This window comes from Chitinophaga sp. 10T418, assembly GCF_056394125.1.
Genome location: NZ_JBFTHG010000003.1, coordinates 89,730 through 104,201, shown reverse-complemented (window position 1 = coordinate 104,201; position 14,472 = coordinate 89,730). Strand labels below are relative to the sequence as shown.

Sequence of the window (14,472 nt, the reverse complement as noted above, 5' to 3'; positions counted from 1 at the left end):
TTCAGGAAATGGTATCCAGATTTAACTGAGAACAGTCTTACCCATGTGGGAACGTTTTGAAAGCATAATCGGGAGGTATCGTTTTCACTTTTTCAACTGTCTATTTTACGATGATGGAGCAAAAAAAAGTAATAACGCTTTTAAGAAAATATGAGGCTGGTGTACTGACTCCGGAAGAAAGGAGGATGTTAAGAGCATGGTTGGAAGAAGTAGATGCCAATACCTTTTATAAGGCATTGGACGAAAGTGGTGTTGAGGAAATGGAGCCTGCTCCTGATCTCGATGCCTTTTCTGCAAGACTGGAGCGCCGGCTGGATGAAGTGGATCATCCGCGTTTAAGATTATTTGCATGGAAACGCTGGATTTCAGTGGCAGCTGCTATTCTCCTGCTGCTCACGGTGGGTTACTATTTTGCAGGTAAGGTTAATAAGCAGGAAAAAATTGCACCGATTGCTAAAACCAATAATCAGCCTGGTTCCAATAAAGCAATACTGAAACTTTCCAACGGGAGTGAATTGACCTTAGATGGGGGCGCTGATCATGTGACTGGCAAGCAAACAGAAAATGCTATTATCGGGAGGGACAGCGGAACGGTGGAATATGCAGCTATTCAGCCGGCATCGGCAGTAGTAGCGTACCATACCCTGATTACTCCAAGAGGTGGACAGTACAAGGTCATCCTGCCTGACGGAACAAAAGTATGGCTGAATGCAGCCTCCTCTTTATATTATCCAACTGCATTCAGCGGCGCTGCAAGAGAAGTGGTCCTGACAGGAGAAGCTTATTTTGAGGTGGCACAACAGGCAGCCCGGCCTTTCAAAGTGAGAGTAGGAGAGATGGTCGTAAATGTTTTAGGTACCAGTTTCAATATTTGCGCTTACAGAGAGGAAAAACTGACCCTGACTACCTTGGTAGATGGTGCTGTTAAGCTACAATCTAATGAGGCGGAAGTAACCCTTAAACCAGGTCAGGAAGCCGGTTTTGTGGAAGGTTCAAATGAATTCACGAAGAAAAATGTAGATACTGATATCGCTATCGCATGGACGAAGGGATTATTTAGATTTGAGAATGATGATATAGCCACCATAACCAGGAAAATGGCCAGGTGGTATGATATGGACGTGCAATTTGAGGGCAAAATGCCCACCCGGAAGTTTATTGGAGTGCTGAGCCGTCAGGAATCTTTGTCATCTGTATTAAAAATATTGGAAGGAGCAGATGTCCATTTCCGTCAGGAGGGTAAAAAACTGATTGTAACATCTGTACCTCATTAAATTATAGTATTCCGCCAATTTAAAACCACAACTGTTATCACTCTTAAACAACACCAAAATTTATGATCTAGTAAAAAGCATCTGATTACAAGTAACAAAAAAACCGGAAGCGGCCTAATGCTCCCGGTTAGTTTTGTAATATTTTACAATCGCTCTAACAATTGTTTTCAATTACCTAACAATGCAAATTTATGTTATTTATTGATTTTCGCAAGGGCACGCGAACAGGCTCCCTATGCTTCTCCCTTCCAGGTAATACAGGCGATCAATTTACAACAGGTAGTTCCACGATTAAGAAAACCACGGAAATGAAGAAAGATGATTGGAGAGGAACACGTAATGTACGTTGTATAAGCCCTTGCATAGCCAAAATCTTTTCAGTAATGAAATGGACAGCTGTTTTTATGTTGGCGGCCTGCTTACAGGTCAGCGCGAAGGGCTTTTCACAGGAAATATCTTTGTCGGTAGACAAGGTACCGCTCAAAAAGGTATTCCTGCAGTTGCAGCAACAAACCGGTTATTATTTCCTGTGCGATCTAGATCTGCTTTCTAAAGAAGATCTTGTATCGATTCATGTAGAAAAAAGCAGCATTGATAAGGTGCTTAGTCTTTGTTTTCCATCAAATAATTATACTTATTCGGTAGTAGAAAAAACGATTCTTATCAAAAAGAAAGAAGCTCCCTCAGCAACAAGTCCAAAAGATTCATTATCAGTACTGCGGGGTGTTGTTACCGGAGCAAAAGGTCAGCCACTACCGGGCGTTACGGTAAAGGTCAAAGGGTCTTCTAAAGGTACTGTGACCAATGGAAACGGTGAATATACCTTACCAGGTGTGCCACCTGAAAGCGTGATCTCTTTTACCTTCATTGGTATGAAAACGGTGGAGGTGAATTTGGGTGGTAAACGGACACTGGACATCGCCATGGAAGAAGGCGTAGTGGGTATGGACGAAGTAGTAGCAGTTGGCTATGGTACTCAGAAGAAGATTTCAATGACAGGTGCCATATCCACTATTCAGGCAAAAGACATGGACAAAATACCGACATCTAACTTGTCTAATGTATTGGCAGGAAGACTTGCAGGGATGTATGTACGGTCTACTACCGGTGCGCCTGGTACAGGGTCTAATATCCGGATACGCGCGTCTGCCTCCTGGAATGCCAGCGACCCTTTATATGTTATTGACGGTATTGTCAGAGATAAAACCAGTTTCGATGCATTAGATCCAAATGAGGTAGATCAGATCAGTGTACTGAAGGATGCTGCTTCTGCTGCAGTATATGGCTCGAGGGCTGCAAACGGTGTAATACTGGTAACGACTAAAAAAGGGACATCGGGTAAAATGCGTGTGGATTACAATTCTGTTTTTAGCATGGAAAGAGTATCCAGCTATCCAAAATACATGGATATGAAAACGGCGCTGAAAACTACGCAGTCAGTTTTTGGTAATATTTCCGACGCAGAAATTGATTGGGTAATGAAGGTTAATCCCGGTGGTATGGCCAATTTTGACGCGGTATACAAAAATCCAAATAGCCAGAAACATTCGGTGAGTTTATCCGGTGGAAACGATAAATTCACCTATTATTTCGGAGGATCATTCTTTAATGAGAACGGATTCTTGCCAAATGTCTGGTATAAAAAATATAACCTCCGTTCCAATATTTCCTCCAAAATAACAAAAGATCTTACGGTGAGTCTGAATTTGGCGAATAGTTATGGAACGAGCAACCGGTTCAACTTCCAGAGCGATGGTAGTGACGATTTAAATGGATTATGGGGAAAGCTGTTGTATTGGGATGTATTTGCTATCCCCTATATGGATGGTAAACCAGTTAATCCGGGATGGTTAGGGAATCTGCCTGAAATGATCAAAAACAGTGGTTATATGAGAAATAATAACCAGCATGTGGATGCATTAATCAAGGTGGACTATAACGTACCTTTTGTGCGGGGGCTCTCCTTACACTCTTCCTATAGCAGGAATATCGACAATAATTTTGAGAAGGATTTCGGAAAAAAACAGACCCTTTATAACTTTAAACGTACCGGCCCTAACAGCCTTATTGTATCGGATGAAATCATTGGTACCGTGAAAAGTGGTAACCCGGGGCTGGAGTATATCAGTGATGAATATACGAAATCAGACGCTTACCAGTTTAATACGCAGATCAACTATGACCGGCATTTTGGTAAGCATTATATAGGGGCTACCGCTGTTTATGAGCAATATGAGTATCAGGACTACTATTTTGGTGCGTCCAGGAATAATTTCCCGCTTTTTCCTGTTGATCAGTTTTTTGCCGCCAGTAGGAATAACAGTGATTGGGGAACAGGCGGTAAGGAAACCCAGGATGCCCGTTTATCTTATATAGGAAGGTTGATCTATGAGTATGGGGGGAAATATTTTTTCTCCAGCTCAGTTAGAAGAGATGGTTCTATTAAGTTTGCTCCTGACCAGCGATGGGGTTGGTTCCCTTCTGTTTCCGGCGGTTGGCTGGCTTCAGAAGAAAATTGGTATAAGTCTTCCAACTTCTACAAAACCATTAATATGATCAAGCTCCGTGGTTCCTATGGTATTACGGGCGATGATGGTATTGGTGGATGGAAATGGGTGGAGCAATATAACATCGACAAAAATATCTTTTACGTTGGTAATCCTGCCAGTGCCGTGCCACGACTTACCTACGGCGGTATTCCCACCTCTTCTCTTACCTGGGAAAAATCAAAATCAGTAAATATTGGTGTGGATCTGAGAATCCGGGATCAGTTTAGTTTCACGACTGAATTATGGAAAAAGCATACCTATGATATCCTTGGGGAACGTGAAAAGGTGCTACCATCAGAATTTGGCAGTAAGTTACCTGCGAGTAATTACGGGATAGGTGATGCCAAAGGTATTGAATTTGAATTGGGCTATAATAGTATCCCGTCAAAGGCATTTACTTATAACATCAAGGGAACATTTGGTTTGGCTACTACTAAAGTCATTCTTAAAGACCATGCTACCAATGCCCAACCTTATGATAATCCGGAGGGCAAAACTTCTTCTTATGGCACCGGATACCAGGCTACAGGCATTCTGCGCTCTCAGGCAGATATTGATAAATTGCCGGCGGATTACACCATACTGGGAGCCAAACCTGAACTGGGTATGATGAATTTTGAAGATATCAGTGGACCCAATGGAAAGCCTGATGGGAAAATAGATTCCTATGATAAAAAAGTGATCGGCAATTACACGGACCTTAATAAGGCGCCGGTGTCTTTTGGACTCATGCTGAACTTCAACTATAAGGGATTTACCCTGGATATGCTTTTTGCAGGCATGGCAGGATTTGACCTCACTTATAATGATTCATGGGGTAGAAACTTCGGAGGCGGAGGAAAAATTCCGATTTATCATGAAGACTCCTGGTCATCCACCAACCCAGGAGGTAGCACACCGAAATTGTATGCCTGGGGAGATGCGCGTGCCAATGGTTATACGGAAACATCCACCTACAATACTTATCGGGCTGATTTTGTAAGAATGAAGTACCTGAACCTGGGTTATAATATTCCCAAATCAGTGTTGAAGATTACGGGTATCAGCAATATCCAGGTGTACGCTTCTGGTACCAACCTTTTCTATCTGTCCAAATTCAAATTCTATGATCCTGAAATAGGCGGCTTTACCAGCTACCCTATCATGAAGAATTTTGTATTAGGATTTAATGTTCAGTTCTAACAATTGTCAAAGATGAGAAGATTATTCATACTACCTATCATAATAGCAACTGCCGGTTGCTTTAGCGGATGCACAAAAATTCTGGATAAACAGAACCTCACAGCAGTTAATCCTTCCGATGTATGGACCAACTCCAGCATTGCCCGCGCGTACCTGGATGATGTCTATGCTAATTTAATGCCGGGTAATCCTTCTGGCAGTGCTAATGGCACCGATGAAGGTGTTGCCTATCAGAAGCAAACAGACCAGTGGTTATCCGGAACGGCTACCTTCGATTCCAACGACGATAGTTACGGCGTGTATGACAAGATCCGCACGGTCAATATGCTGCTGGACAATATTGACAAGGCAACTTTCGATCAGACTTCCCGCAACCAGATCAAGGCACAGTCGCTTTTTTGGCGGGCATGGGCCTATTATGGCCTGGTGAAAAATTATGGAGGTGTGCCATTGATCCTGACAGCACAGGCGCCTACTCAGGATCTGACAGCACTGGCCATACCAAGAAGTAAAACGTCTGAATGCGTTACGCAGGTTATTAAAGACCTGGACGATGCTATTGCGCTCCTTCCCGATGCATGGACCAGCGGAGATATTGGCAGGATCGACAAAGGTGCGGCTATGGCATTCAAAGGCCGTGTGCTCCTGTTCTTTGCCAGCCCGCTGTTTAATCCCTCCAATGATCCCGCAAAATGGCAGAAAGCCTACGATGCTAATAAAGCAGCTAAAGAATACCTGGAAGGAAAAGGAAAGGGATTATATGGTGATTATAGCAAAATCTGGGATGATGAACTCAACAAAGAAGTGGTGATGGTAAGAAGATACCATTATCCGGAAGCCGCTTATAGTCAGGCTGGCCTTATCCCTCTTGATTTTTCCGGTGGAAGTGTGGGGGCCGACCGCCCGTCCCTGGAGCTGGTAAACAGCTTTCCTATGAAAGATGGTAGTGCCTGGAATCCGGCCAGCATGTCGTATGATACCTTATTCCGTAACCGGGATGACAGATTTTACGCCAGTATTTATTACAACGGTGCTCCTAATCAATACCTGAAGGGTATGAGAGACCATAGCACTTATCTGTGGACTTATTTTTTAAGCATTAGCAATTACTCGGGTAATACCGGCCTGGAAGGATCACATAACCAGATTACTCAGGATCCTCTCTGGTCAAATTCCAGTTTTTACAGAGTGAAAGCGGTTGATAAAACAATCGATAAAGATAACGTAGGGAATTCCGGATTAGACTGGCCGGAAATAAGATTTGCGGAAGTGCTGATGAACTATGGTGAATGTGCCAACGAATTGAATAAATCCAATGAAGCCCTGGATGTATTGTATAAAATCCGTGCCCGGGCAAATATACTGCCAGGCACAAGCGGCCGTTATGGAATCACCGCTGTTGGGCAGGACGACATCAGAACAGCCTACAAAAATGAACGCCTCGTTGAATTCTGCTTTGAAGGAAAAAGATGGGATGATCTCAGACGCTGGAAAATGTTTGGATACCTGCGTAACCTCCATCAACGCCATGGATTAGCCTATCTGCTAAAACCAGGTGAAAAAGATGTATTGCCTATGGATGATATCAACCAGGTGTATAAGAAATTTATCATCACCGTAATAGCAACTGATAAAATAGATATTGCTATTAAGGATCAATACTATATCTACGGCATTCCTAAATCCCGTTTGGATAGAAACGCAAAACTGCAACAGAATAATAGCTGGGGCGGTACTTTTGATCCATTATTGTAAACTTGCTGTGCAGGGGTGAAAGCCCCTGCATGACTAAATTGGCCTTGCGATGATCCTCCTCATATGTGTTCATCAGTATAAATTATAGAGCTATAGCTATATCGCCCTGCCTTATAGGTCGTCAATATAACATCAATGGAGGGCAAATTTGAGGTTGTTTTTCCTTTTTAACAATTGGATATTTACATGTTTAGTTTTAGTTGAATATTTTGTCTTGATCCATTGTTGTAAGTTTGAAATCTAATGGTGAATCCCTGATATTATAAAGTATCGTCACCCTTTTTTACTATATATTATTTAGCACATTGCAATGAAAAAAATTAATTGCAGGAAACAGATGCTGATAGCATTAGGATTCCTCTTTTCTTCGCTGATACTCGCAAAGAGTACCATGGCTCAGGATATCAGGCTGTCTACAAAGTACGCGGCACTAGTGGTTAACAAAGACGGTTATATTGTCAGCATTAAAGACCGCATTACCAACAAGGACTACAATCCGGCCGGACTTAGTTCCCCACTGCTGGCATTAGAGAAAGATAAACATACGATTTATCCTTCCGGGGCAAAGTGGCTGAAAAAAGAAAACCATTTACAACTGACTTACCCCAATGGATCTGTAGCGATATTAAAAGCAGACTCCAAAGGAGATTATTTCCGCTTTGAATTGTTGTCACTTACCCCTGCTAATGGAGTGGATAATGTGGTGTGGGGGCCTTACAAAACCAGCATAAAGAAATATATTGGAGAAATCATTTCAGTGGCAAGAGATGATAATTTTGCTATTGGAATGCTCGGCCTCGATGATAATACAACCAGTGGTCTTCCCTGCGATGGTGATATGTCTCAGTCGAGTTATATTATTCATACCCCGGATCCTGTGAAATATCCTTTGCCTGCCGATCTGAAGGAAGGGCAGCGGTTCCGCATCGGAGGCGATGGTAATAATGATGTGGCGTTCTATTCCCACCCGGAAGAGTATTACAGGTACATGAACGGAAATGGTGCACAACTGGATCCTGCCTATGGTATCTCCATCGCAATGCATGCCCGCAATCGTAAGAAACCATTTACCATTTTCTATCCGCTTTTCAACGACTTCCCGGGTATTAAGGCGCCCCGGCATATGGAGGTGACTCCGGTAGATGTAGATTATATTGGTTCTTCCATCGCATTATATGCCTGCCCCGATTCACTGGGCCTGAAAGTAATAGAAAAAGTAGTGAAGAATGAAGGCCTGCCTTATGTTACCCGGAACGGTAAATGGGTAAAAGATCCTGCCAATTTTGAAATTGATCTGGCTTGGTCCGGCCCGCACGACAGCCTTGTATCCTATGCTAATCAACTTGGACTGAAAGCGGTACAGGATGAAGGATTGGGAGAATATTATGTAAACCCTGCAGACAGATGGGACGGCAAATTTGTGCGACTTAATAACGAAAAACGTCCTATTAAGGATTTAACAGACCTTACCAATAAATACGGTATTGCTTATGGTTTGCATACACTGACGGAGTTTGTACAGCCTCACAGCAGTGATGTTCACCCGGTTCCTAATGCGGGATTATGTACCGTATTGGCCACACAGATAGTTAATCCGGTGTCAGCGGTTGATACTATTATACAAGTGGCCGATACCAGCTATCTGAATGAACGGGGTGGCTGGGATCAGAATACCGTGAATGCGCTGAGGGTTGGTCAGGAACTGATTGAATACCGTGGCGTCACTACCACTAAGCCTTATACCTTAACCGGGGTTAAGAGAGGTACATTTAAAACCAATGCAGCGGCTCATCAGGCCGGAGATAAAATAGCAAAACTCCAGGTGAACTGTTATTCCGGCTTCATTCCGGATGCACAATTCGGCGATGAATATGCCCGGTTTTACGCGCGGCTGCTGCACGATGGAGGTATGAATTTTATTGACTTCGATGGTTTCGAGAGTTTTACCTACCAGGGTCATGGCCAATATCCATTCAAAAGATTTCTTCGTATACTTTTCGGAGATCTTAAGCAAATGGGTGTGCCTTATCTGAGAGTGATGGGGTCCTGCGTATTTGAAGGTAACTGGCATTACATGAGCGTTTGCAATGTGGGCGGAGGAAATAATATGTTTGATCCGGTGCATAATAAGTGGGGTATTGAAGGAAAGGATATCCGTTATTCATTTAACAGTAATTACTTCCCTTGTACATTTGGTATTCAGAATATACAGAAAGACTGGAATGTACAGGTGATAGAGAATTTGCAGGCCAAGTCAGTTGCCTGGGACGCTACTTATATGTTAGGTATCAGCCAGGGCAGTATAGAACACAGAACGGATAAAAAAGAACTGTTTACAACCTTCCGGGTATGGGAAGAAGCGAGGAAGGCCGGCGTTTTCAGCCCACAGTTGAAAGAAGAAATGAAATTAGAGGAAAACAAATATCACCTGGAGCAAAAAGATAAAAATACCTGGTGGATGTATGTTGTTAATACAGATGGTTCCTTAGGTAAGAAGAGAATTCTAAAACGTACCAGGACAAGTTTAATATAAGCGTTTTGTTAGATCGGTTAATTTTTGATGGCAGCTTACCCACGTTATTATAACTGGGTAAGTTTTTTTTTATGATCCCTGTAATCGTTTCAAATGCGGTTTATGTCAATTATTATTTATACCACGGTGCTGCTACGACGTATTATCACTACACTGCTTCTTGTAGTAAGCCTGTTTTGGAGCACTTATGTATTGGCTCCTTTGCAAGGAAATGCCCAGGGATTTCCTCCTGTAAAAAATTTCCCTCATCCGGAAAGGATCCGCTATGATGGAGATTGTATGACGATTGAAAATAAGGATGTATTTATATATAGCGCGGCTTTCCATTATTTCAGAACCCCTAAGGAATTGTGGCGCGACCGGTTCCGCAAAATTAAAGCGGCAGGTTTCAATACAGTAGAAACCTATATTCCCTGGAACTGGCATGAGCGGGTGGCACCGGCTTCTATTACAGATCAGTCAAAGTTTGATTTCTCTGATCTCAGCGCCTGGTTAAAAATGGCACATGAAGAGTTTGGGTTTTATACCATTGTTAGGCCGGGGCCATTTATTTGTGCGGAGTGGTCAGGGGGTGCATATCCACGCTGGTTGGCCATGTATGGCCCTGGTAAAGGCGATTTCTGGTTAAGAAGTGCTGACCCTGAACATATTAAGTGGTGCATTCACTGGTTCGATGCGGTCTGTAAATTTGTGGCCAAAGACCAATTGACGCGGAAGCCCAAAGGCAGTAAGGGCATCATTATGCTGCAAATCGAAAATGAATATGATGCCGATGGTAGCAAGGATAAAGCCGTTTTCTTGAAGGCCTTGTATCGTTCTGTAAAACGCAATGGCATAGATGTGCCGGTATTTACTTGTCTTACGAGTCAATGCCGCGGCAGTAAAGACCCGGAGCTTTCGCAGGTATTTGATTGCGATAATTATTATACTGATCAGAGCGGGGCTGCAGGGTGTGCACATCGAATGGTATCTCTTCGGAAAAGACAAACGGATGCTCCGGGTTTTGTAACGGAGATGCAAGGTGGATGGTTTTCAACCGTAACCGGCAGGCTCAGCGAAGAACATTTTTCCGATGCAAGACATTTTAATGCTATTTCTTTAATGACGCTGTTAGGTGGCGGCACGGGCATCAACTATTATATGTTTGTTGGTGGTACCCACTTTGCCGGCTGGGGTGCCAGGGGAATGACGACTACGTATGATTATAACGCGGCCATTGGTGAGAGCGGCATCTGTAGTCCCAAATATTATGCGGCTACCTCCATCGGAAATTTCATTCACCGGTACGAACAACCATTGCTCAGATCCAAAGGAGGTCCCTGTAATATACAGGGCGTTCCTAAAAATATTACAGGTGGTATCCGTATCGCACCAGATGGTACAAAATTCATCTTCCTGAATAACAGTGATGCTAAAGCCAGCTACAACGGACAGGCAGATATTGTACCTGGCAGCATTGCGAAAGCAACCGAACCTATTTATAACATTGATCAGAATGGACAACATGTGCAGATGAAAACAGCGGATGGTAACCCCGCTGCCGACAGTCTGAAACTGGACAATATATCCATCGCCTGCCACCTGGAACCGCTTGGAGCGAAGGTATTGGTAATTCCTCCCGGCGCTGCTCCTCAGAACGGTGTGTGGTATCCGGAAGCGTTATCCACTACCGCTTCTCAGCTGCCTTCCCCCGCAACGATAAGAATTGATGTTGCGCGGAAAACCGATGATCCGCTCGCTATGGCCAGGTGGAAAGCGTTACCGGAAGGCGCATCATTAACACAGCTGGGTGTCAACGATTTCAGGTATAGTCTTTACCGATCTAAAGTAAAGCTGGATGATCAGCAGGTAAAAAATGAGCGATATCTTCTCTTTAATATGTTCACCCGTGATATTGTCAGTGTTTCGGTAAATGGCACGCCGGCCAAACGTTTGTTCCCGGAAAAAGCCGATGCGCAAACCTGGCTGACCCGTGGCTGCTACGACAGGATAAAGCCCGATGAATATGATAACCGCTTTGATGTATCAGGTCTTCTGAAATCGGGGAATAATGAAATAAATGTGGTGTATGAAGATCTGGGACATGCACATGGTTATGTACCTATGGAGGAATTGGCAGGCATTCGAAAAGCAGGGTTGTCATTAACAGATACAACGCTTACGCATCCATTGAAGTGGGAGTATGCAGCAGATGCAGCCGGTATTTCACTGGGCTACCAGCTACCGGCTCATGTCCCTGCGGGCTGGAAAATAGTTTTGTTGGATGCTGTTACAGAGATCTCACGCAAAGGCAATTTTATTCAACCAAGAGAACCAATGAACGGACTCTTTACCTGGTATAGGGTTGAATTTTCACTACCTGCAGATAAGGCGGCGCTGGAAAGTTCCTGGCTGGCCCGCATCAGTGCTTCTGGCAACGGGTATATGTGGCTTAACGGTCACAATATCGGCAGGCATTGGGAGGCCGGGCCGCAGCGTGAATTCTACTTGCCGGAGTGCTGGCTGAATTTCGGGACTGCCCGTAAAAATGTGCTGGTGATGGGACTGCGGCAAACTGAAAGTGGTGCGTTCCTGAAAGCCATGGAGATTCGCCCTTATGCCGCAAATAAATAATTGCAAATTCAATCCGTGGAAATTATAAAGTATGGTTAAAAATATAATCGGCCTATCCTTCTTACTCCTGGTATCAGGAGTGCAGCGCAGTTGGGGACAAGTCACGAAGTTTAATGACAACTGGCAGTTTAAGGGCGTTGAATTTATGGATAAGAACCGGGTAGATTCTTTCCRTAAGCTTGGCGTAAACTGGAGTGACCAGTTTAAGATTGAAAAGGAAAATGTGGAAGGAGCATCATTGTCATCAAAAGATACGATGCTGTCGGTGGTGTTGGAAACGGTGGAAAAAATGGAATGGCAGTCTATAAGGCTCCCTCATACTGCTTTTCCTGAACCACTGGTTATTGTAAAGCCACGTGAAGGAGTGGCATTTTACAGGAAACGTTTTTTTCTCGACAAAAAATTAGCGGATAAAGATATTAGTATTGAATTCGAGGGCGTAATGCAGGTAAGCGATATCTGGGTAAATGGCAGGTATGCAGGGCGCCATGAAGGCGGATATCTGCCATTTGTGGTAGAGCTGTCCGGGAAGGCTGTTTATGGACGTGAAAATGAAGTTGTGTTGCGGGTGAACAATCAGGCGAATCCGGTAGTGCCGCCAGGTAAACCCGTTCAGAAACTTGATTTTGTTTATTATTCAGGTATTTACAGAGACGTATTTCTGCAAGTAAAAAACCGGCTGCATGTAACGAATGCTATCAATGCCGGTAAGCAGGCGGGTGGAGGCATTTTTGTCACCTATCCCCTTGTGACAAAGGCAAAAGCGGTGGTGGAAGTACAAACAGACGTGCAAAATAATTATCAGCAGGGGAAGCGGTTTATTATTCAGCAGGAGATTTTAGACAAGAACGGAAAGCGGGTTGTTTTGGTGAAAAGTGACCCGTTACAATTGGAGTCGAAAGGAGATAAGCAATATGTGCAATCCCTGAAGATGGATCAGCCGTCCCTGTGGCATCCTGATCATCCTGTGCTGTACACGCTTAAAACAAGTATTTTATCAGATGATGTTCTGACGGATTCCCGGATCACGAAAATAGGTATCCGGTCATTTGAAATAACAAAGGAGAAGGGGTTGCTGATTAATGGGGAACCCTACCGGCTGGTGGGCACCAATCGACACCAGAATTATCCTTATATAGGCAATGCATTGTCTGATGAAGCTTCCTACAGGGATGCATGGCTGATAAAATCAGCCGGGATGAACGCTGTAAGAATTGCCCATTACCCGCAGGGGACGGCATTCCTGGACGCTGCGGATGAACTGGGAATATTAATCATCGATTGTATTCCCGGCTGGCAGTTTTTTAACAAACATCCATCGTTTGAAGCGAATGTGATGAAGGATATCCGGCAGATGGTCAGGACGGATCGTAATCATCCTTCCATCCTGTTATGGGAAACGAGTCTGAATGAAACCTACCCGGACTCCGCTTTCAGATGCAAACAGGCAGAGGTGGCCCGTGAAGAATGGAGAGGTGCAGCCAACTTTTTCACCAGCGGAGATTCCTATTTTACAAAAGCCTGCTGGGATGTACCGTATGACGACTGGAACGGAGATCCGGGGAGCAGAAATAATACTACCTACAAAGACAAGGCATTCCTGATCAGGGAGTACGGTGATTATGAATTTGGGGGAGGTAATAGCTCTACCCGGCAACTGAGAGGCGCCGGCGAAAACGGCATGTTGGAACAGGCGTGGAACCTGCAATGGGAGCATAATAAAAACAGGAAAAGTTATCCTCATTCAATTGGTGACCTGACCTGGGCTTTCTATGATGGGCTGGCCGGCTGTGTAGTAGGTATCGAAGGCTGGGGTGTAGCAGATATTTTCAGAATTCCTAAATACAGTTATTATTTTTTTAAAAGTCAGCAACCGCCTGTAGTTAATAAAAATGTAACTAACTCCACCGGCCCGGTGATTTTTATTGCCAGCAACTGGGATCAGCCTACAGTCGGTTCTAAAGTGATTGTTTATAGCAATTGTGATTCGGTTACGTTGTTACTGAATGGCAGGAAGCTGCGCACTCAAAAGCCTGACAGCGGACCGGAAACATCGCATGAGGGCCGCGGCAATAAAAAAGGATTATATTTTAACGGTGGTAACGCCAATAACCTGGAGCATCCTCCATTTACTTTTGGTAATATCGCGTATGCTCCGGGAACTCTTACTGCTGTTGGATTCCGGTCAGGAAAAGCAATCGCGCAGCAAAGCGTCACTACACCGGGAAAACCATACAAGGCAGTACTGGAAACAGGGATCAATGGAAAGCCTTTTAATGCCAACGGAGATGTGATCTTTGTATACGTGAAACTGGTAGATGAACATAATAACCTGGTATCAGCTGCTGATCTTCCTGTAACGCTGAAGGTTTCCGGAGATGCGGAATTAGTGAGCCCGGATAGTGTTAATGCAGAGGCGGGAATTGCTACATTCTTACTCAGATCCGGTACTGAAAAAGGTACGGTAAAATTGAGTGCGATTGTGCAGGGGTTAAATGCAGGTCATCTGAATGTTAGTACGCATTGATATAACAGTATTCACTTTTTAAAATAAAGCAACAGTATA

General features: G+C 44.0%; 6 protein-coding genes. All 6 read left to right on the top strand.

The features are described 5' to 3' along the window. The first annotated feature begins 110 nt into the window (after nucleotides 1-110). The 6 genes from AC1DCV_RS08620 to AC1DCV_RS08595 all read left to right on the top strand — a co-directional run bounded on the left by AC1DCV_RS08620 (nucleotide 111) and on the right by AC1DCV_RS08595 (nucleotide 14,433). The gene (locus tag AC1DCV_RS08620; RefSeq protein ID WP_477022818.1) at nucleotides 111-1,274 is read left to right on the top strand and encodes a FecR domain-containing protein; all 1,164 of its coding nucleotides are present in this window, start codon (nucleotides 111-113) and stop codon (nucleotides 1,272-1,274) included. A 383-nt stretch (nucleotides 1,275-1,657) separates the two neighbouring features. After that, a complete protein-coding gene (locus AC1DCV_RS08615) occupies nucleotides 1,658-5,005 on the top strand; it encodes a SusC/RagA family TonB-linked outer membrane protein (RefSeq protein WP_477022817.1) in 3,348 nt (1,115 codons plus the stop codon). Between the two features lie 12 nt (nucleotides 5,006-5,017). Then, entirely contained in the window at nucleotides 5,018-6,760 is a 1,743-nt protein-coding gene (locus tag AC1DCV_RS08610; protein ID WP_477022816.1) for a RagB/SusD family nutrient uptake outer membrane protein, read from the top strand. Nucleotides 6,761-7,097: 337 nt separating this feature from the next. Further along, the gene (locus AC1DCV_RS08605) at nucleotides 7,098-9,293 is read left to right on the top strand and encodes a hypothetical protein (RefSeq protein ID WP_477022815.1); all 2,196 of its coding nucleotides are present in this window, start codon (nucleotides 7,098-7,100) and stop codon (nucleotides 9,291-9,293) included. Between the two features lie 102 nt (nucleotides 9,294-9,395). Next, complete coding sequence (locus AC1DCV_RS08600) at nucleotides 9,396-11,906, top strand: beta-galactosidase (RefSeq protein WP_477022814.1); 2,511 nt, start codon at nucleotides 9,396-9,398, stop codon at nucleotides 11,904-11,906. A 31-nt stretch (nucleotides 11,907-11,937) separates the two neighbouring features. Further along, the gene (locus AC1DCV_RS08595; RefSeq protein WP_477022813.1) at nucleotides 11,938-14,433 is read left to right on the top strand and encodes a glycoside hydrolase family 2 TIM barrel-domain containing protein; all 2,496 of its coding nucleotides are present in this window, start codon (nucleotides 11,938-11,940) and stop codon (nucleotides 14,431-14,433) included. Nucleotides 14,434-14,472 lie beyond the last annotated feature (39 nt).